This is a genomic window from Aeromonas enteropelogenes (genome assembly GCF_000819845.1).
Taxonomy (GTDB): domain Bacteria; phylum Pseudomonadota; class Gammaproteobacteria; order Enterobacterales; family Aeromonadaceae; genus Aeromonas; species Aeromonas enteropelogenes.
On record NZ_CDCG01000002.1, the window covers coordinates 168821 to 188299 of the forward strand.

General features: G+C 51.4%; 16 protein-coding genes and 1 pseudogene. 6 read left to right on the top strand and 11 right to left on the bottom strand.

Features of this window, described 5'->3' with window-relative positions:
- Window positions 1-9: 9 nt before the first annotated feature.
- The 5 genes from BN1123_RS21605 to BN1123_RS00730 all read right to left on the bottom strand — a co-directional run bounded on the left by BN1123_RS21605 (window position 10) and on the right by BN1123_RS00730 (window position 6157).
- On the bottom strand, window positions 10-255 hold the full coding sequence (locus BN1123_RS21605; RefSeq protein ID WP_052447230.1) for a hypothetical protein: 246 nt from the start codon (window positions 253-255) through the stop codon (window positions 10-12).
- Window positions 256-258: 3 nt separating this feature from the next.
- The gene (locus BN1123_RS00715) at window positions 259-468 is read right to left on the bottom strand and encodes a YgaP family membrane protein (RefSeq protein ID WP_042024869.1); all 210 of its coding nucleotides are present in this window, start codon (window positions 466-468) and stop codon (window positions 259-261) included.
- A gap of 280 nt (window positions 469-748) precedes the next feature.
- A complete protein-coding gene (locus BN1123_RS20405) occupies window positions 749-2074 on the bottom strand; it encodes a competence protein CoiA family protein (RefSeq protein WP_052449226.1) in 1326 nt (441 codons plus the stop codon).
- A 368-nt stretch (window positions 2075-2442) separates the two neighbouring features.
- A complete protein-coding gene (locus BN1123_RS00725; RefSeq protein ID WP_139459913.1) occupies window positions 2443-4692 on the bottom strand; it encodes a hypothetical protein in 2250 nt (749 codons plus the stop codon).
- Window positions 4693-5929: 1237 nt separating this feature from the next.
- On the bottom strand, window positions 5930-6157 hold the full coding sequence (locus BN1123_RS00730) for a helix-turn-helix domain-containing protein (RefSeq protein WP_080768707.1): 228 nt from the start codon (window positions 6155-6157) through the stop codon (window positions 5930-5932).
- A gap of 110 nt (window positions 6158-6267) precedes the next feature.
- On the opposite strand from BN1123_RS00730, the gene BN1123_RS00735 reads away from it, so the two are divergent.
- Window positions 6268-6507: a hypothetical protein gene (locus tag BN1123_RS00735; RefSeq protein ID WP_042024897.1), complete on the top strand. Its 240-nt coding sequence runs from the start codon at window positions 6268-6270 to the stop codon at window positions 6505-6507.
- 762 nt (window positions 6508-7269) lie between these two features.
- Window positions 7270-8394 carry an HD domain-containing phosphohydrolase gene (locus BN1123_RS00740; RefSeq protein ID WP_042024871.1) on the top strand — a complete coding sequence of 375 codons (1125 nt, stop codon included), beginning with the start codon at window positions 7270-7272 and terminating at the stop codon, window positions 8392-8394.
- Between the two features lie 79 nt (window positions 8395-8473).
- On the opposite strand, the gene BN1123_RS00745 is transcribed toward BN1123_RS00740, so the two are convergent.
- The 6 genes from BN1123_RS00745 to BN1123_RS00775 form a co-directional block, all read right to left on the bottom strand.
- Complete coding sequence (locus tag BN1123_RS00745; RefSeq protein ID WP_026457974.1) at window positions 8474-8659, bottom strand: hypothetical protein; 186 nt, start codon at window positions 8657-8659, stop codon at window positions 8474-8476.
- Entirely contained in the window at window positions 8641-9189 is a 549-nt protein-coding gene (locus BN1123_RS00750) for a NifB/NifX family molybdenum-iron cluster-binding protein (protein ID WP_082037436.1), read from the bottom strand. The genes BN1123_RS00745 and BN1123_RS00750 overlap by 19 nt, the downstream gene beginning before the upstream one ends.
- Complete coding sequence (locus tag BN1123_RS00755) at window positions 9179-9499, bottom strand: DUF134 domain-containing protein (protein ID WP_042024872.1); 321 nt, start codon at window positions 9497-9499, stop codon at window positions 9179-9181. The genes BN1123_RS00750 and BN1123_RS00755 overlap by 11 nt, the downstream gene beginning before the upstream one ends.
- A gap of 186 nt (window positions 9500-9685) precedes the next feature.
- Window positions 9686-10867: a dicarboxylate/amino acid:cation symporter gene (locus BN1123_RS00760; RefSeq protein WP_042024873.1), complete on the bottom strand. Its 1182-nt coding sequence runs from the start codon at window positions 10865-10867 to the stop codon at window positions 9686-9688.
- A gap of 192 nt (window positions 10868-11059) precedes the next feature.
- The gene (locus tag BN1123_RS21180; protein ID WP_156130266.1) at window positions 11060-11593 is read right to left on the bottom strand and encodes a class I SAM-dependent methyltransferase; all 534 of its coding nucleotides are present in this window, start codon (window positions 11591-11593) and stop codon (window positions 11060-11062) included.
- A 79-nt stretch (window positions 11594-11672) separates the two neighbouring features.
- Window positions 11673-12314 carry a TetR family transcriptional regulator gene (locus BN1123_RS00775; protein ID WP_042024876.1) on the bottom strand — a complete coding sequence of 214 codons (642 nt, stop codon included), beginning with the start codon at window positions 12312-12314 and terminating at the stop codon, window positions 11673-11675.
- Between the two features lie 140 nt (window positions 12315-12454).
- Between BN1123_RS00775 and BN1123_RS00780 the strand changes: the two genes are divergently transcribed.
- The 4 genes and pseudogenes from BN1123_RS00780 (at window position 12455) to BN1123_RS00795 (ending at window position 19435) form a co-directional block, all read left to right on the top strand.
- Window positions 12455-13636 (top strand): efflux RND transporter periplasmic adaptor subunit, encoded by a 1182-nt coding sequence (locus tag BN1123_RS00780; RefSeq protein WP_042024877.1) that lies wholly within the window; start codon window positions 12455-12457, stop codon window positions 13634-13636.
- Window positions 13637-13653: 17 nt separating this feature from the next.
- On the top strand, window positions 13654-16803 hold the full coding sequence (locus BN1123_RS00785; protein ID WP_042024878.1) for an efflux RND transporter permease subunit: 3150 nt from the start codon (window positions 13654-13656) through the stop codon (window positions 16801-16803).
- A 608-nt stretch (window positions 16804-17411) separates the two neighbouring features.
- Complete coding sequence (rfbB, locus tag BN1123_RS20600; RefSeq protein ID WP_042024879.1) at window positions 17412-18485, top strand: dTDP-glucose 4,6-dehydratase; 1074 nt, start codon at window positions 17412-17414, stop codon at window positions 18483-18485.
- 74 nt (window positions 18486-18559) lie between these two features.
- Window positions 18560-19435, top strand: a pseudogene (locus BN1123_RS00795) (IS5 family transposase).
- The last annotated feature ends 44 nt before the right edge of the window (window positions 19436-19479 follow it).

Consider the following 19479-nt stretch of genomic DNA (forward strand, 5'->3'; position numbering starts at 1 on the left):
CCAACTTTGTCATGTGTGGAATCTTGAGGCGGAATTCTGCAAGCCTTTGGAAGGCTCACCCAGTGTCAGTGTTATTTCAGCAACATCCGCTGCGGCGATCTGATTGGTGTTATCAACATCACTGGCATGACAGTGTTTGCGTGCGTAGCGCCGTGCATCTGCATGGCATACTGCCAGCAAGCGGGAGATAGCCGCATGATCTTCTGTCTGAGCAGACAGAATGAGGTTCTCTTTTTCCATCATGCAATGTGTCATGACTCAGTTCCTTTTGTCGAGTTTACGGCCAACCATGGCGCACATCGGGCAGAACCCCATCAGGCCCGTCATGGAAAGGATGGCACTCATTACTCCTGCTGCAACAGCAAGGTCAGATTTCCCCCAGCTCATCACTGGAAACACAAGCGCCATGATGCCCAGGATGATGCGTAACACTCGCTCCCAGTTTGGGACATTCTTTACATAGAACATGTCAGTCTCCTCCGATGGCAAGAGTGTTGAATCACTCTCTTGCTTGATAAGAGGGGCTAGGTGAGCAAAGCGGTTCGCAGAAAATGAAAAAATCTCAATTGAGCCCATTCAAGTATATCAGTCGATTATTGTCAATGATGTCACTAGAGATGCTCTTATAGCTGGTCAGCAAACTTTACCGAGTTGGTACTCTATGCTTGGGGTCAGAGAACATTTGGTTTGCTGTAAGTTGATGACGGGATCTAGCGCGTAGCAGTAGTTTTGAAAAGACCAAAATAAGTTATGGGATCTTGATATATGAACTATATTTTCGCCTTAAATCATCAATATCTTTTTTTGCTTTCCTTTCTTTTTCCTCAAGAGCTTTTATCTCATTTGCTTTTTCTTTCAGTAACTGCTCAAACATTACTTTAGCCTGCTCTCTTGATTTAATATCTACGATGTTTGCCAAGTCTTTGGATCTTTCTGTTAGAGCATATTCTCGTTCTTGTAATGAGATGAGGCTATCATTTAGATTTTTTTGTATAAGGTTTAACGAGGCTGACCGCCTGCGTATTTCGACTTCACTAGCTTCAAGCTGAGCCTCTTTGGCTTTAATGGTTCTATTTATATCATCAACCTGTGAATAAAACTCAGCCTTAAGTTCATCTAAATTAAGAAGGTCACGTAGTAAATCTTGCTTTTGATCAACTTCATCTTGTCTATGATATAGACGGTCTTTCAATTCCATTTCAAAGCTTCTGTATTGATCTTCCAATAGGATTATTTTTTCCTGTGCCTCTAAAATGGACGACTCTTTTTCTTTTAACACTCTCTCCCATCTTTTTAAAATGGCGTTAGCCTTGCCTTCTGCATGCCGAGACTGTTGAATCACTCTTTGCATATCGCTTAGTTCTGATTCGCGCGTATTTTTTATCGCTTCGAATTCTGCATTAAGTTTTTTAACCTCTGTCTGGTGCTTTGAACTCAAAGATGAATACTGATGCTGTAAAGACAATAATTGTTGTCTATTATGGGAGTAAATCATTTCGGAGAAGTTGCCTACAGGGGCTACAGACACCCATTTTTTGGGGCATTTTTTTAGATAATCTCTTATCTCTTCTTTTGATATTATCTCTCCTTTCACACGAAATCCACTCAGGTCAAGTTCAATGCAGGTTGCATTCACCCTCTTTAATTCTTTAACTTTCTCTCGATCACAAAAATGCGTAACTGCAATTTCGATGAGAACCTTCTCTCCCTCGATGAACCCAATAACATCAGGTATAACTCTGCCTTCATAAACCTCACATACCATCTCATCAAAGGCTATATTTTGATGTATTGGATTTATAGTTCCAATAGGCAGTAACAACTGCCTATCCGTTGCTAAAACCTCTTTAGCTAGGATATGTATTTCCGTTTCCGGCTTCCAGGTACAGGCATTCTGTTCGACTGAATTAGGCTCATGAGAGAAATAATGGGCTTTAACTTGCCCCTTCATTGCCCAGACAGCGCCCTGACAACCTATGCATGTGCAATTGCATGCTTTTCCACTCACAACATCTTTGACATCAACGATATGGCCGTTGTCGTCAAGGGCGCGAGTCATCAGGATTCTTGCCATCTCTATCCTACCCACAAATGGATCTATGTATAAAAGCACATCAGTTTATTCAGTTAAATTGGATGCTTTAACTACATCAGTAGTTACAACACTTTCATGAAAAATCATACACTTACATTTGATTGTTTTGAACTTCGTCAAGTTCCAATTGGATTTAGATGTATGACCACTCCCCAGGTGAGCTCATTGAGCTTTAGAGGGTGCGTAGGAGCGGGCTGGTAATCAGGGAGGGGGGATGGATGCAGTACGGTGGAAGGCTCTGATATTGATACCAAAGGAAGGGCGCACGAAAGTAGCGTAAACAAGACACCGATTTTAGGTCGGTGTCAGGTGATAACTAGAACTGTATAAATATTCTCTACTGCTTATTATAACGTAAATGAGAAGTCCAGCGTTTCATTGTCAGATACTCTGCGCATCGCTTTAGCTCTATCCTTATCACCGTAGGTCTTAATTATTTGCTCCACGTCATCATTGAGCTTCGCTGCTGCACCAATAAAATCACCAGGATGTTCCTCGAGATGCGTTTCTGCAACAAGGTGTCTTAACGCATGAATGTTGATACCATGTTGTTTATCATGAGGCATCGTCATCAGATAGGCCTGATATGTCAGTGATATGAAATTATCTGACAGTTTTGATGATATTTCTATATATTTACTTCTTATTTTAAGGTTTTCCTCGTTGTTTACTTGGCTTTGTCGAATGCTACGCCAAGGGAAAAAGATATCAATATCGTCAATTGACTGAACGCCCGCAAAGGTCATGAGATCAAACTCAATATAGCTGCGCCTTATGTTCAAATACTCTTTGATCAGCGGGGTAAGCTGTTCTGGTAACTCAACATCAACATCCACGCTATTTTTTGCATTTGCGTTTTTAAGATATCTGTACTTTGTGTTATCGTCACTAACCATCGATGTACCAAAACATGGGATATATAGTTGGAATCGGTTACGCTGACGATGATATGTTATACTTGCATAGTTTTTGTTCTGTGATGTCGCATTAGGGTAAAATTTCAATTCAGTCCAGTTTGCGCTGCGTGGAGATTGATAAAAACTGATTGTTTGTATCAGTCCTGCTCTAAAATACTGCAACGCACGGCCAATCTGAGATGCTGCACTTTTTCTATGCGCCAGCTCTAGTTTTTTATCGTCTGTGTTATTCGAAAGTAAATTTTTTTGCTCAGCATTGGTCTTGTATACTTTTGCTTTATCGAATAACCACTGGCTGGCCCTATAAACCGCATTTCGGCGATCTGACGCAGGTATGTTGAGTAAGAATTGAATGTTCAGTTTCCCTTTCTTGCCCGCTTGGCCGCGACTGTTGATGCCTTTCTCTGCCATCTTAAACCAATTAGGATATTCCTCGATAATAAAATCTAGGTCTTTAAAAAACTCCTCGATTGTTCTGTTACCACGATCGGCACAAAACCTTAGGTAGCCCTTCGAATCCGACCCTCGTTTTACAAAATTTAGCACTCTAGAGAATTGGCTTGTACCCGTTTGCAGTCCTTCCGAATATTCAGCCATAGCCTGCATAATCTCAGGTATTGTCAAGTGATAACTGCTAACAGACATGTAATCAATAGCTAATTCAGTATGACAAAAATGTTGAAATGAAAGTAGCTGACTTTTAAATGCGATAGCAGAGCCGCATTCGCCCTTCGCGTTGATTGTCCATTCATTGTTTCTTCTGTTTTTTTCATTGACTTTTGCTCGTATCTCATAGCGTCGATCTGACCTAAGCTCGTCAGAAATGTTTACTATCGCTGGTTGTTTTTTATTTATTTTATACTCACAATACTCATCATAAACCTTCTGTAGATTTGGATTCAGTGACGAGCTAATGAATGTGCTGCGATTGATAGCCGACAGATCAAGATCTGACCGATTTTTTCCTCTGCGTTGATGGTCAACTTTTCTATGAATTTTATCTAACAACAAGTTTTTTGGTAAATTGAAATAACTTTCAATGAAATTGATGCGAACGTCAGGTACTCGCTCGGCAGGGTGTGATGTACCCATCATATAATCGCGCAAAACTTTTGTTGCGCTGCCAATCGCTTGTGGGCTACTTTTCAGAATTGGCCATGCCTCTGGGCAGTTAGATAATGACGCGTTGATAATTTCACGTGCTACTTCTCTGTATGTAATGAAGCTTTTCTTAATATTATTCTGCGTCTTAGGAGTGACCTCATCGAGCCAGAGACGCTCACCGTATTTCCTCTGAACTGCTGCTGCCAGAGCCTCACAAAAAGTCATTTTGCTGAAATCTATGTTGTTTATTTGAGCGTAGAACTCTGCCAACCGACGCACTCGTGTCAGTGGGCCTCGCGTATCACTCCTGCTCTGACGTGCCAAGGTCATTTTCAGCTTTTCTATTGTTTCACTGAGATTTTCTAACAGTGCAGTTTCCAGCTCATCCTCGGACTGCACAATTGATGTTTTCAGTAACATGTTGAGTGCTGTCTGATGGTGCCTATAACGCGCACTTTCAGTTTTGTCGCTACTCTCAATGCCTTGAATGATCCGTTCTCTCAACTGCCTAATGCTCATAATTGCCACTCCATAAAAATACAACAACTGGTCTTTTTGTTCATTATAGTGCTGCAAACATCAATCGCCACACCAAAACGAAAATTATCGAAAAATAGCTTTTGACTTATTTGAAATTTCTTATATATCAATGTCTTTTTTGGTTTTTTGTGAGTTTTACGAGGGATTTCATGATTTTTAAAATTGGCAATGAAGCAAAGATTGATTAGGTTGCAATCAGCATTAAACAACAATACATGAAGTTTACAACAGTGATGAATAATCAATTAAAATTAGACACTTAGCTATATTCTTTAATTCCTGAATCGGAAAAACTATGACTGTATTTCTCTGATTTGTTGTAATTATGGTGTAAGGGGCTAAGTTGGAAGGACATTTTGTTGTAAAAACAAAAGCATCATAAAAACATATGGTTAGCTAAAAAAATGTCAACAAATCATATAGTAATAAGTTATTGATTTGCATGTGACTTTCTATTTTTACAACAAAATCTCTTAGATTATAGAGAATCACAACGCCTGCTTGCTTGAACCCTCTTTATATCAAGCAAAAAGTGGGCTGTCTGCCCGCGTTGTAAATGGTAAAACGAAGGTGACCGCACAATGTCTCTACCTATGATTGTATCTGACATGAAAATATGTGACCTAGGATGCAAGAGTGCTCCAACGCCGTTTGGCTCTGCGTTGCAGTCCTATCTATTTCAGCCGGTAGGATCGTTCCCCATAGTTATTTGTCGCTGTACTGGTGGCAGAGTAGAAATGAGAACTACGGGGTTGTGTATATGATTAAAACGAAATGTTAGTCAGCCCAGCTTGGCTGCACACTCAGAACTGGCTAACTATGAGCCAGAATACATTTTTTGGTGATATGGATAGGGCTTGAGATGGCAGATTGGATGATGCTGTACGATGCGGTGTAGCGATTCATACCGGTCGAGCTAAATTAATTTCAGCGCTCGATACGCTGTGTAATGCCTGTGCAGTCGAGTCTGAGTACACCAACCTCAGTATCATCGATATTTTCAGAATGCCCCCAAGCTCAGGGTTATTGTTTTCAATGGTTTTGTTGTGGTCAACAATGAGGGGATTGAGAAACCTGCCGGTTTCTAGTTGGCCATCTGGACGATGCTTCTGATGACAACGAATGTGGTTTCGCCTGGCACTGGCTGAAACTGTACCAGACCAGACCAGACCAGACCAGACCAGACTTGGGTGGTTTGTATGCAGTTATAAGGTTAGGTGTTTGGCATGTTCGAGTTTATTGGCAGGCCATTTGGTTAGAGCAACAGCTATGGTTATGGCAGCAATGATGCAGGCGAGACCCCTAGGGCCTTGGCGATCTGATAAACTTTTTCCAGGGTTACCCTAGTTTCCCCACGTTCGATTTTTCCCATATGACCACGGTCTATACCAGCAATTAGTGCTAGTTTTTCCTGTTGCATACCTCGTGCAGACCGCAGCTCTCGTACATTTTTACCGAATGCAGTTGCGAGCATCGCCAGCTCAAACTCGTCAGAATCCATTTTATCTCCTCACTAGAGGATCTATGGTCTACGTTATACGGCGTGCTGTACACGGCTGTGAGTACACGCATATAATGACACTGCATATAAGCATCATTTCGAGGTGGAAAATGTCCAATCAGCAGATCGTTCTGAGCCAGAATCAAAAAAGTGGCACAGTGACACTAACCTTTCAAGATGCGGATTTCCTAGCCGCAGTAGGAGATTCTTTGAGAGTGGAGTCATTCGTACATGTCACTATCAATCAATCCGTATATGATGAATTTGTTAAGAGCATTATGGTTTCGTTTGTTGCCGAATTTATGGATTTTAAGCAGCAATGGCCGATACCTCAGGAGCTAAGAAAGTGAACAAGTCTCTGACATGATGGAGGGCATTCGGGTCTTTCTCGCGGTTTGCTGTATTGGTGGACTTATTTGTAGCTCATCCTCGTAAAGTAATGCCAACGTAGCCTCAGCTTCTTTGGATTATAACCGGCGCCAATTAGCGTTTTTATCGCCTTATGAGTCTCCATAGAGACGGACGTCATTAAGCACCTCTTTAATATCGGTAAACCCAACATAACATCCTAGCCTAGGCGTTCAGTCAGGATCCCATGCTCGATGCGGCTGAGGAGGTCGAGCACAGCCTGAGCGAGTTCGGGCGTATCCTGATGGTTGAACGGACGAACACATCCTAGGTAACGGAATATATGATCCTGTGTTGAGCAACATGTCAGTACTACAGCTTGCAACTCCGGCATCGGTACAGTGATGGGAGCCCGCCAGCACAAGCCTTACTGACAGTATTAGCCATGGATTGGTCTTGTTGCTTTGGGTCAACCCAAGGAGACGAATCCTACTTTGGGGGCCTGTTTTGTGTTGGACATCGCTCAATCACTCTTAGGTGGCTTTACTTCAAGGGCGCGGATTTTACCTAAATGGCTAACCAAAAACTATACAGCTGACACACTGGAGCGGAACTATCTCTGTCATCCGGGGTGATAACGGCGCGGTGCGCGTTCTCCGTGACGACCCGGTGGCACAGATATCTTGTTGAGCCATATGTTATTTGAGCCGGGAGAGTAGAGTAGATTCACTATACTTCCAGCAGATAAAGGGATGGGGGAAGGAATGGACAACTCATTTGGTGATCGCATGCAGAGTATGCACGCCACCCTGCGCCAGCGTTTTGACAAGCTGAGCCGGGTGGCCATTGCGATCTACGATCAGCATACGGATCAGCTCAAGACATTCAGCCACAGCACCGACGGCCCCTCTCCCCTGATGCAGTACGAGATCAAGTTGAGCGACGTGCCCTCCCTGAATTATCTGGCCACTCATCAGCAATCGCGCGTGCTCGATACCCTGGCATCCTTAAAAGGCTCCCCCGCGGAGCACAGCCGCAAGCTGCTGGAGGCGGGGTATGCCTCCAGCTATACCGAACCGCTGCTGTTCAATGACAGGCTGTTCGGCTTTCTGTTCTGCGATGCCAGGGAGCCGGATTATTTCAGTGTTCCCCTGTGTAACGAGCTGGCAGCTTATGCCCAGATGCTGGCGGCCATCATAGCGGTGGAGTTTTTCTCCATTCAGACCCTGAACGGGGCCCTGACCACGGCGCGGGAGTTCAGCCGTTACCGGGATGAGGAGACGGCCAACCACCTGCGGCGGATGTCGGCCTATGCCCGCCTGATCGCCAGGACCCTGGCCCCGAGCCATGGTCTTAACGATGAAGAGGTGGAGTTCATTCATCTCTTTTCGGAGCTGCACGACATCGGCAAGATTGCGGTGCCCGATGCCATCTTGCTCAAGCCGGGCAAGCTGACACCGGAGGAGTTTGCTGTCATGCAGACCCACACCCTCAAGGGGGAGGAGATGATAGCGCTGATGATCAAGGAGTTCGGCCTCGATGGCATTCATCACATCGACATGTTGAAGCACATCATCACCCATCATCATGAGCGCTTCGATGGCACGGGCTATCCCTATGGGCTGAGCGGCGAGGACATCCCGCTGGCCGCACGGATAGTGACGGTGGCCGACGTGTTTGATGCTCTTACCAGCAGGCGCCCCTACAAGGAGCCCTGGGATTTCGACACGGCCTTTCATTATCTGGAAGAGTATGCCGGCAGTCAGTTTGACCCCGCTTGCGTCGCGGCGGCGCTGCACAACAAAGCGGCCTTTCTTGCCATCCATCAGCAGTATCAGGATCCGGCCTTCACGCTCGGAAAAACGGTAGAGCGGGCCAATCCGGCATGATGAAAGGGGGCACTGTCAGGTGCCCCCTTCTCCTTTCTCTATACGGCCTGTGCCGGTTGCCCGATAACCTTTGGGGACATCAGGGTTTGGGCGGCGGTTCGCTTATCTGATGCAGGTGATCCGCGCAGGCGCTCGAGCAGCCGCAAGGGCGTACCTCTTTATCCCCCCGCTTTTGTGCCAGCTTGTACTGACGCCACCAGATGATGGTGCCCATGGCGACGATAAGGACAAATGAGGCGAGCAGGCTCAACAGCCAGATTGACATGATTTCTCCTCCCTGTGGTGGCAGCAGGGGTGATCAACGCCCCGGCCCTTGTTTTGAGTATTGCGGCAATGGCCATGTGCCGCCCCGCTATTTCGCCGGCAGGCGTGTGTCCCCGACTGTTGGCCGGCGGGACGGATCCCGTGGATGGATGGTGCACCTTGATGGTGTCGTGACGGACGGCCCTGACTTGCCTCTGTCAGCGGTATCAAGTTGGCGGAGGCCAGCAGTGCAGGCAGGGGTAAACGGCCCGAGCGACACTGCATGACCCGGATGCCGGCAGCCAGCAGGCGGCCCAGCATCTGCTGGCCGATGTTGCGTACCATCACCTGGTCGACGCCATGTTCGGCCAGCGTCGCCAGCAGCGCCTGTTTGCCGCCGCATCCGGCCGTGGCCGCCGGATTGGCCAGCGTAGTCAGTACGGCTTCATCAGGGCCCAGGATTTGCAACTGTTCGGCACGGCTGAAATGGCCGGCCAGCAGGCCCTGGCTCAGCATGATGGCACTGTTGCCGGGGGTTGTTTCATGGTTCATCACGATCTTCTCCACTGGTTTCGTGGCCGGGTTCGGCAGGCTGCATCATCAGCGCCTTGCCCAGGCTCAGACATTCCACCACCTTGTAACGGCCTTTTTTCAGGATATTGGCCAGGGTCTGGCGGGAGACGCCCATCACCTGCGCGGCCTCCTGCTGCTGCATCCCCTGCAGGTCGACCAGTCGCAGGGCCTCGAATTCATCGGCCGCCAGGGCGACTTGCTCCAGCTGGTGCATGGGGCGGCCATTGGGTTTGAAGCAGCTGTTGGCGGGGCGGCCACAGATCTGGCGGGCAATCTTGGGTCTTGGCATGGTGGCTCCTAATTGGCATATGCCATTTATACGCCTGTAATTAGCATATGCCAATTATTTTGTCGGATTGAGTCATGGATGACGTCTTTGCGAAGAGGGAAGAGAGATGCATGAAGAGGGAGAAACAACACGGGCCCAAACCGAAGTTTGGGCCCGTGGGGGCATGTCGGGATTTTCGCCGCTTGCTTACGCGGCTTCAGATTGGCGAGTCACCCCGGTGGCTTCATTGCCATTGGCGAAACGGTCGGCCCACAGGGCGATGACGCCATCGCCGGTCACGTTGCAGGCGGTGCCGAAGCTGTCTTGCGCCAGGTAGAGGGCGATCATCAGGGCGACGGAGGCCTCACTAAAGCCGAGCATGGAGGTGAGCAGGCCCAGAGCCGACATCACGGCCCCCCCCGGTGCGCCCGGTGCGGCGATCATGATCACCCCCAGCATCATGATGAAAGGCAGCATGGTGCCATAGCCCGGGATGGCCAGATGCTCGGAGAGGAACATCACGGCGGTGGCGCAGGTCACCAGGGTGATGGTGGAGCCGCTCAGGTGAATGGTGGCGCACAGAGGCACGGTGAAGTTGGCGATCCCCTCGCTCACCCCGTTGTTCTTGCTTGAGCGCAGGGCGACCGGGATGGTGGCCGCGCTGGACATGGTGCCCAGGGCTGTGAAGTAGGCGGGCAGCATGTTCTTGATGAGGGTGAGCGGTGAGCGGCCAAGGGCCAGACCGGTACCGATGAAGAGTACGGAGAGCCAGATCCAGTGCATCAGGATGGCCATCACCAGCACCACGCCAAAGGTCTTCAGGGTGGCGAACACAGTGCCGACTACGGTCATTTCGGCGAAAACACCGGCGATGTAGATGGGCAGCAGCGGGATGATCACCTTGGCCAGCAGGCGGTCGATGATGTCTCGGCCCTGATCGACTACTTTACGCAGGTCGGTGGCCTGGGTAGCACTGATACCGATGCCGAACACAAAGGCGGCGACTAGAGCGGACATCACCCCGAAAAATGGCGGGATCTCCAGATTGAGGTAGGAGGCGAGCTCGGTAGCGGTTTCTGCCGTAGGCTCGGCGGCGCTGGTCAGCTGCGGGATCAGGTGGCTGGCCACGGTGAAGGCGAACAGACCCGCGAGTATGGTAGAGCCGTAGGAGAGGGCAACCGTCTTGCCCAGCAGCTTGCCGGAGTTTTTCGGCAGGCTGGCGATGCCGCTCATGATGAAGAACAGGATGATGAGCGGGATGGTGAAGGTGATCAGCTGGCCTATGACTGTCTTGGCCGTGAACAGCACGCGCGCCACCCACTCAGGGGCGTAAAGACCGAGCAAGAGGCCGGCAAGGATGCCAGCAATGAGTTTGAGGACAAGTTTCATAATAAAATCCGCCTGAATATGTATTGTCTGGTTTGTTATTTAATTTCTATATTAATCGTGTTTTTTTAACATTAAATCCGTGCTATGTCTGCCTATTTCGTTAAATCTCCGAGTTAAATATTGTAAATCACCACAAACACCGAGTGGAACCCTTTGGACTCAGTTGCCGGAAATATGTGATGAATTAATTCGTTAGGGAATGGGTTGCGGGATCCGCTGCAGGTAGAGAAGGGGTTGCGGTTGCCCTATAGCAGAGGGGGGCTGACAGTGAGTCGGTACTAATGGCAGGCTTGTTTGCTCGATAACCAGCTGAATCCTGTCTCTTGCTTGGGTCATATCATCTTGTGGCAAACGGATGCCCAGCAGAGCCCCCGGTTTGAGCAGGCTTGCCAATCGCTGCAATTGGGTGGTAAGGGTGGAAACATGGTGGCCAAACTGGCCACTGATCCAGATGCCGTCATAGGGCAGCACTGAATGTATCTGCTCGATATGACAGACGCGTACCGCTTGTCCGGTTTGTTGCGAGGCGAGCTTGGCTTGTACCAGTCTGGGCTCGCAGGCGGTCACCACATGGCCCAGTTGGCGAAAATGCGCCAGATCTTCGCCGCTGCCGCAATTGGCGTTGAGCAGATGAGCCTGTTTGGGCAGGGCGGCGAGAAAGTGGGTGCACACCGTCTGCACTTGGGCAGAGTGTGGCGCCGACAAGGGGCTGACGGGGTGTGACACTGAGGGACCTCCAACAAAGGGGGGCATACTCTAGCAAACTTGGCTGTGACCAGCCAAAGGTTGTGGCGTCAGGGGAAGGTTATGGGCGGGTGCTGGCCGGGCCGTCAACCAGCTGCAACATGGCGAAGATACTGTCGAGCAGGAAGTCCGCTTCCTTTATAAGGTCAATTCTGGCCGGAAAGTGCAGCCAGTTGACTATGTAGCCATCCAGGGTGCAGTGCACCAGAGTGGCGGCCCGCTTCAGATCCAGGGTCGCCGGCAATTGCCCCTTGCGGATGGCATTGGTGAGGGCCGTCTCCAGATCCTGAAAGAAGTTGCCCGACTCGCTGCGGATGTGTTCGCGCAAAGAGAGCGTCTCGCCATCGAGCGATTCCAGATTGAACAGTATGGTGAACATCTGTTGGTGAGCCGGATCCGTGGTGATACGGACAAGGACCCCTTTGAGAAAAGTTCGCAGTTTGCCCAGGGGGTCGGGCTCCTGCTCGGAGATGCAGGCATCAAGTTGGTGGGAGAGCGGCTCGCACAGCTCTTTCCACAGTGAGAAGAAAAGCTCTTCCTTGTTCTTGAAGTGCCAGTAGATGGCACCGCGAGTCAGCCCGGCGGCCTTGGCGATATCGGTCAGGCTGGTTCTGGCCAATCCCTGGGCACAGAAGAGCGCCAGTGCGGTCTTCATGATATGGCAACGGGTCTGCTGCGCCTCTTCTTTGGTTCGTCTGGCCATGGGGTGATGCACCTCGATATAAGCAAAAAGCCACTTACATACATTTATGAATGTATGTATATTGCCTCATCTTCCGATTTTTTTCCAACGGGGCCGTCTGGCCCTGCCTGTTCATTGACTGGCTGAGATTAAGGTGTTTCATGCATAAACATATTCTTGCTCGTTCGGTGGGCCTTGCCTTGCTGGCAACGGGCCTGCTGGCAGGTTGTGGTGACAAGGACGGGATGCCGCAAGGGCAGGGGGGCATGCCTCCGGCAGCGGTCGATGTCGTCACGCTGCAAAGCGGGCCGCTGCAACTGACCACAGAATTGACCGGCCGCAGCGCAGCGCTGCGCATCGCCGAAGTTCGCCCCCAGGTGAGCGGTATCCTGCTCAAGCGTCTCTTTACCGAAGGAAGCGACGTGAAGGCGGGCGATCTCCTTTATCAGATCGATCCGGCCATCTACCAGGCGGAAGTCGCCAGCGCCAAGGCCAATCTGGCCAAGGCCGAGGCCAATGAGCGCAGCGCCCGCCTCAAGGCCAAACGTTATCAGGAGCTGCTCAAGGTCAAGTCCATCAGCCGTCAGGATTATGATGACGCCGATGCCAGCTGGAAGCAGGCCCAAGCCGAGATCATGGCGAGCAAGGCAGCCCTGCGCACCGCCGAGATCAATCTGGGCTACACCCGGATCACGGCGCCCATCAGCGGCCGCATCGGCAAGTCTGCGGTGACCGAAGGGGCCCTGGTGACTGCCCAGCAGGCCAGTGCACTCACCACCATCCAGCAGCTCGACCCCATGTATGTGGACGTGCGCCAGTCCACCGCCGATCTGCTGCGCCTCAAGCGGCTGGTGGCCGAGGGCAAGTTGACCCAGGACGAGCAGAAGGGAGCCAGGGTGAACTTCCAGCTGGAGGATGGCTCCAGTTACGGAGAAGCAGGTTCACTGCAGTTCTCCGATGTGACCGTGGACGAGAGCACCGGCATGGTGACTCTGAGGGTCATAGTGCCCAATCCTCACCAGTTGCTGCTGCCCGGTATGTTCATGCGCGCCACCTTGCAAGAGGGTGAGCGGGCTCAGGGGCTGCTGGTGCCGCAGACTGCCGTTAGCCGTACCCCCAATGGCGGCGCGACCGTGCTGGTGGTAACAGCCGACAACAAGGTCGAGCTGCGCAATGTCCAGCTGAGCCGGGTCGTCGGCAGCAACTGGGTGGTGGAGTCCGGCCTCAAATCAGGTGAGAAGGTGATCGTCGCCGGTCTGCAGAAAGTGCGTCCGGGTGCCGAGGTCAACCCGACTGAGCAGGCGGCCACTGTGTCTGCCGCCCAGACTCCGGCCAACAAGTAGGATGGAGTAGTCACTTCATGGCTCGATTTTTTATAGACAGACCCATTTTTGCCTGGGTGATTGCGCTGGTGATCATGCTGGCGGGCAGCCTGGCCATCATCAAGTTGCCGGTGGCCCAGTACCCGAGCATAGCTCCGCCCGCGGTGAGCATCTCCGCCAGTTACCCCGGCGCTTCTGCCAAAACGGTGGAAGACTCGGTGACCCAGATCATTGAACAGAACATGACAGGGCTGGATCACCTGCTCTACATGTCCTCCCAGTCTGACTCCGCTGGCCGGGTGTCGGTGACCCTGACGTTCCAGCCGGGTACCGATCCCGATATCGCCCAGGTGCAGGTGCAGAACAAGCTGCAGCAGGCGATGTCGCTGTTGCCGCAAGAGGTGCAGCAGCAGGGGATCCGGGTCCAGAAGACCTCCAGCAGCTTCCTGATGGTGGCGGCGTTCATCTCCAGCGATGGCAGCATGAACAACGACGATCTGGCGGATTATGTGGTCTCCAACATCAAGGAGCCCCTGAGCCGTCTGGACGGTGTGGGCGAGATCACCCTGTTCGGTAGCCAATACTCCATGCGAGTCTGGCTCGACCCGCACAAGCTCAACCGGGTACAGATGACCCCGGGGGACGTGCAGGCCGCCATCAAGGCGCAAAACGCCCAGGTGGCCTTTGGCCAGCTGGGGGGCACCCCTGCGGTCAAGGATCAGCAGTTCACCGCTACCATCATGGGGCAGACCCGTCTCTCTACCCCAGAGCAGTTCAACAACATTCTGCTGCGGGTGAATCAGGATGGCTCCAAAGTTCGTCTGAAAGATGTGGCACGGGTCGAGTTGGCGGGTGAGAGCTATGATGCCGACGCACTCTACAACGGTCAGCCGACCGCCGCCATTGCCATCAAGCTGGCGACCGGTGCCAACGCGCTGGATACCGCCGAGAAGGTGCAGGCCAAACTGGATGAGCTCTCCGAGTACTTCCCGGCCAACATGGAGATCGTCTATCCCTACGACACCACGCCGTTTGTGAAGATCTCCATCGAGGAGGTGGTGCAGACCCTGATCGAAGCGATCATCCTGGTGTTCTGCGTCATGTATCTGTTCCTGCAGAACTTCCGCGCCACCCTGATCCCGACTATCGCCGTGCCCGTGGTGCTGCTCGGCACCTTCGGCGTGATGGCGGCCTTCGGTTTCTCCATCAACACCCTGACCATGTTCGGCATGGTGCTGGCCATCGGCCTCTTGGTGGATGACGCCATCGTGGTGGTGGAGAACGTGGAACGCCTGATGAGCGAGGAGGATCTCTCCCCGCTTGAGGCGACCCGCAAGTCGATGGATCAGATCACCGGCGCCCTGGTGGGGATTGCTCTGGTGCTGTCGGCGGTGTTCGTGCCCATGGCATTCTTCGGAGGGTCGACCGGTGCCATCTATCGCCAGTTCTCGCTCACCATCGTTTCGGCCATGGTGCTCTCGGTGCTGGTGGCCCTGATCCTGACGCCAGCTCTGTGTGCCACCCTGCTCAAGCCGCTGAAACATGGCGAGTTTGCGGCCCAGCGCGGCTTCTTCGGCTGGTTCAACCGGGCCTTTGATGCCAGTGCCAGCCGCTATCAGAACGGGGTACGCAAAGTGATCAAGCAGGGCGTACGCTACAGCCTCATCTATGGCGCCATGCTGGTAGTGCTGGGTGTGCTGTTTATGCGGATGCCCACCTCCTTCCTGCCTGAGGAGGATCAGGGGGTCGTCATGTCCATGGTGCAACTGCCGGTCGGTGCGACCAAGCAGCGTACTGAGGTGGTGTTGGCCCAGATGCGCGATTATTTTCTCGAGAATGAGAAGGAGAATGTGGAGTCGGTACTGACAGTGGCGGGCTTCAGCTTCGCCGGTAGCGGTCAGAATGCGGGCATGGCCTTTATCAAGCTCAAGGACTGGAGCGAGCGGGAGAGCCCGGATCGCAGCGCTAATGCCATCATTGGCCGTGCCATGGGTTATCTGTTCAGCATCAAGGAGGCACAAGTTTTTGCCTTCAACCTGCCGTCGATCCCGGAGCTTGGAACGGCCACCGGTTTTGATTTCTATTTGCAGGATCGTGCGGGACTGGGCCACGACAAGCTGATGGCGGCGCGTAATCAGCTGCTCGGCATGGCGGCGCAGGATCCGAACTTGGTGCGGGTACGCCCGAACGGGATGGAGGATACCCCCCAACTCGATATCAAGCTCGACTATGAGAAGGCATTGGCGCAGGGGCTCTCCATTTCGGATATCAACAGCGCCCTGTCAACGGCCTGGGGCTCATCTTATGTGAACGACTTCGTGGATCGTGGTCGGATTAAGAAGGTCTATATGCAGGCCGATGCCCCCTTCAGGATGAATCCGGAAGATCTCAAGCTGTGGTATGTGCGCAACAGCGCCGGCCAGATGGTGCCTTTTTCCGCCTTCGCTACTACCGAGTGGAGTTTTGGCTCGCCGCGCCTGGAGCGTTACAACGGTGTGCCGGCCATGGAGATCGTCGGTGAAGCCGCGCCCGGTAAGAGTACCGGTGATGCCATGGCGGCTATCGAGCAGATGGTGAAACAGCTGCCAGAAGGGGTGGGTATCGAGTGGACCGGGCTCTCCTTCCAGGAGCGCCAGGCTGGTTCGCAGGCCCCTGCGCTCTATGCCATATCATTGCTGGTGGTGTTCCTCTGTCTCGCGGCCCTCTATGAGAGCTGGAGCATCCCCTTCTCAGTCATGCTGGTGGTGCCGCTCGGGGTACTGGGTGCCATTCTGGCGGCGACCCTGCGCGGGCTGGAGAACGACGTCTACTTCCAGGTGGGCCTGCTCACAACCATCGGCCTGTCGGCCAAGAATGCCATCCTGATCGTCGAGTTCGCCAAGGAACTCTATGACAAGGGGATGGGGCTTGGTGAGGCAGTGGTGGAGGCGGCGCGTCTGCGTCTGCGCCCCATACTGATGACCTCCCTTGCCTTCATTCTCGGCGTATTGCCGCTAGTGATCAGTACCGGCGCCGGCGCCAGCAGCCGTAACGCCATCGGTACCGGCGTGATGGGGGGGATGATCAGTGCTACCGTCCTGGCCATCTTCTTTGTGCCGTTGTTCTTCGTGCTGGTGATGCGCTACTTCACCAAGCATTCTTCAAAAGAGGCGCGTTTGGCTGCGGTGGGTGAGACGAAACATGACTGATGGATGCTAGTTGGTTTGAACTGATAGGTGGCTAATAAATCGCCAACCTTGTCAGATTTAATTGGTCTTTCAACAGGGCAACCTCAGGGTTGCCCTGTTTTTTGCTCTGATTAAGGTATCAATTGGTTATCAATAGCAGTTGTTTGTGGCATGTGCGTCAAGTTTGTTCAACTGAAAATGTTCTCTATCGAATCTTTATTGAAAACCCTCATAGTGAGTAGTTTTTACTGTTCAGTTTGGTCTGAAACGGGATAGAATCCGGACTCCAATCGGGCTGAGACTGTTGGGGATATTACATTCCTCATGAGAATCCTCTTGAGCAAACTTGAGGGTGGGAAACGTACCGACAGTCAGAACAACAAGAGATGCTGGAGGACACGATGACCAACAGCAGACACAATCTGGTTAAAAGCAGCAAACTGGGGGCTGTAACTCAGGGGCGGTAGCCATCATTTTTTGTAATAAATGCAATGAAATGAGTTGCTGGCGAGTATCCCCTGCTGTGGATATATCAATCCAAGATTGAGTGTCTATTACGCCGCATGGATACCTTCGGTTTGATTTAGTCCGATTTTTTCGTCCAATTCCTCGCAAGAGATACCACATCTATGAAAATTCTCGTCACCGGTGGCGCAGGCTTTATCGGTTCTGCTGTCGTGCGTCACATTATCGACAATACCCATGATTCCGTGATTAACCTCGATAAACTCACCTATGCAGGTAATCTGGAGTCCTTGTCCAGCGTTTCTGACAGTGAGCGGTATACGTTTGAGCAAGTGGATATCTGCAATCGTGCTGAGCTGGGCCGAGTCTTTGTCGAGCATCAGCCCGATGCGGTCATGCACTTGGCTGCCGAATCTCATGTAGACCGCTCTATCGATGGCCCTGCCGCTTTTATCGAAACTAACATTGTTGGCACCTATACTCTGTTAGAGGCCACCCGCGAATATTGGAGTCAGCTTGATGATGAAACCAAGCAAGCGTTTCGGTTCCACCATATTTCCACCGATGAAGTTTACGGTGATTTAGAAGGTACAGACTATCTTTTTACCGAAACCACACCTTATGCCCCATCTAGCCCTTATTCAGCATCGAAAGCTTCCAGCGATCATTTAGTTCGTGCTTGGCTGCGTACTTATGGTTTACCCACCATAGTGACAAACTGTTCAAATAACTACGGCCCGTATCACTTTCCAGAAAAGCTCATCCCATTGATGATTTTGAATGCGCTAGAAGGTAAAGCACTACCCGTGTATGGCGATGGTATGCAAATTCGCGATTGGCTGTTTGTCGAAGACCATGCTCGAGCTCTGTATAAAGTGGTGACCGAAGGTCAGGTTGGTGAAACCTACAACATTGGTGGCCATAACGAAAAAGCCAATATTGAAGTGGTAAATGCACTCTGTATATTGCTTGAAGAGTTGGTACCGAATAAGCCTGCTGGCATTGCCCATTACGCAGACCTCATTACTTACGTCAAAGACCGCCCTGGGCATGATATCCGTTACGCGATTGATGCCTCGAAAATTGAGCGAGAGCTGGGCTGGAAACCAGAAGAGACATTTGAATCAGGTGTTCGTAAAACCGTTGAGTGGTATTTACATAACCGTGAATGGTGGAGCCGAGTATTGGACGGTTCATACAGCCGTGAGCGTTTAGGCACCGGAGGTGTTGCTGCCTAAATTGGTACAGCTTGAATGGAACTTACTGAGAAGGTGGTAATCTGATCACCATCATTCCCCTTCAAGTCTGCATCATGGGCAAGTCGCTTCACCCCATTACTAACTGGCCTCAATATAACAAGTCTTTGATTAAACGTGGTTCATTCACCTTCTGGATTGATGCCGATGCCATGAACAACTGGTTTCACCACGATCATCACGGGCGACGCGGCTGCAGCCAGCTCTACACCGACCAGACCATGATGCTTAAGGGGATTTTCAGCCTCACTCTGCGAGCGACTCAGGGACTACTTGACTCCTTATTCGCGTTGATGAATGTGCCGTATAGCTGTGTCAGCACGCGCCTGCACGATACAGGTAGCTTATCGGCAGCCTGCGAAGGGACTTAATCACCGACCTGATTATCAACTATTTGGTGAAGGCTAGTGGAAGGTCAGAAAACACGGCGCCGAAAAGTGGCGAGTCTGGCGTAAGCTGCATCTAGTGGTTGACCCGGTCACCTCACGATATCGTGGCGGCAGAATTATCGCTGGAGAATGTCCATGACGCAGAGGTGTTGCCGACCTTGCTCAACCCACTGCGGCGCAAGTTGGGGCGTATTTATGCGGATGGTGCCTACGACAGCAAAGCCAGCCATCAGCTTATCTCGCGCAAAGGGGCGACAGCCTGTATCCCGCCTCGCAAGAGCGCGGGGTTATGGAAAAAGGGACACCCAAGAAATGAAAAGCTGTACTGGTGATGTGCAAAGAAGGGCTGGCTCACTGGAAGACGATGTCGGGGTATCATCGTCGCTCTCTGGTAGAGATAGCAATGTATCAGTTTCAGCAGTTGTTGGCGGGCACAATCAGTCTGCGAAAATAAATGGCCAAGTAGGGGAAGTGATGGCGTATGTTAGCGCGATAAACAAACTGAATACTCTTGGTCTGCCTGTCAGCAAGCTGAAAAAGTAGCAGTCACTTGGGGCTGGGGATGTTGTTACCTGATGACTGATTTA

What these genes read in the sequence shown, in the direction of transcription:
- BN1123_RS00775 (WP_042024876.1), bottom strand. Translation starts at nt 12,314, where the DNA reads ATGGCCAGACGAACCAAAGAAGAGGCGCAGCAGACCCGTTGCCATATC.
- BN1123_RS00730 (WP_080768707.1), bottom strand. Translation starts at nt 6,157, where the DNA reads ATGGATTCTGACGAGTTTGAGCTGGCGATGCTCGCAACTGCATTCGGT.
- BN1123_RS00740 (WP_042024871.1), top strand. Translation starts at nt 7,270, where the DNA reads ATGGACAACTCATTTGGTGATCGCATGCAGAGTATGCACGCCACCCTG.
- rfbB (WP_042024879.1), top strand. Translation starts at nt 17,412, where the DNA reads ATGAAAATTCTCGTCACCGGTGGCGCAGGCTTTATCGGTTCTGCTGTC.
- BN1123_RS00735 (WP_042024897.1), top strand. Translation starts at nt 6,268, where the DNA reads ATGTCCAATCAGCAGATCGTTCTGAGCCAGAATCAAAAAAGTGGCACA.
- BN1123_RS00755 (WP_042024872.1), bottom strand. Translation starts at nt 9,499, where the DNA reads ATGCCAAGACCCAAGATTGCCCGCCAGATCTGTGGCCGCCCCGCCAAC.
- BN1123_RS00760 (WP_042024873.1), bottom strand. Translation starts at nt 10,867, where the DNA reads ATGAAACTTGTCCTCAAACTCATTGCTGGCATCCTTGCCGGCCTCTTG.
- BN1123_RS00780 (WP_042024877.1), top strand. Translation starts at nt 12,455, where the DNA reads ATGCATAAACATATTCTTGCTCGTTCGGTGGGCCTTGCCTTGCTGGCA.
- BN1123_RS00715 (WP_042024869.1), bottom strand. Translation starts at nt 468, where the DNA reads ATGTTCTATGTAAAGAATGTCCCAAACTGGGAGCGAGTGTTACGCATC.
- BN1123_RS20405 (WP_052449226.1), bottom strand. Translation starts at nt 2,074, where the DNA reads ATGGCAAGAATCCTGATGACTCGCGCCCTTGACGACAACGGCCATATC.
- BN1123_RS00750 (WP_082037436.1), bottom strand. Translation starts at nt 9,189, where the DNA reads ATGAACCATGAAACAACCCCCGGCAACAGTGCCATCATGCTGAGCCAG.
- BN1123_RS21605 (WP_052447230.1), bottom strand. Translation starts at nt 255, where the DNA reads ATGACACATTGCATGATGGAAAAAGAGAACCTCATTCTGTCTGCTCAG.
- BN1123_RS00785 (WP_042024878.1), top strand. Translation starts at nt 13,654, where the DNA reads ATGGCTCGATTTTTTATAGACAGACCCATTTTTGCCTGGGTGATTGCG.
- BN1123_RS00745 (WP_026457974.1), bottom strand. Translation starts at nt 8,659, where the DNA reads ATGTCAATCTGGCTGTTGAGCCTGCTCGCCTCATTTGTCCTTATCGTC.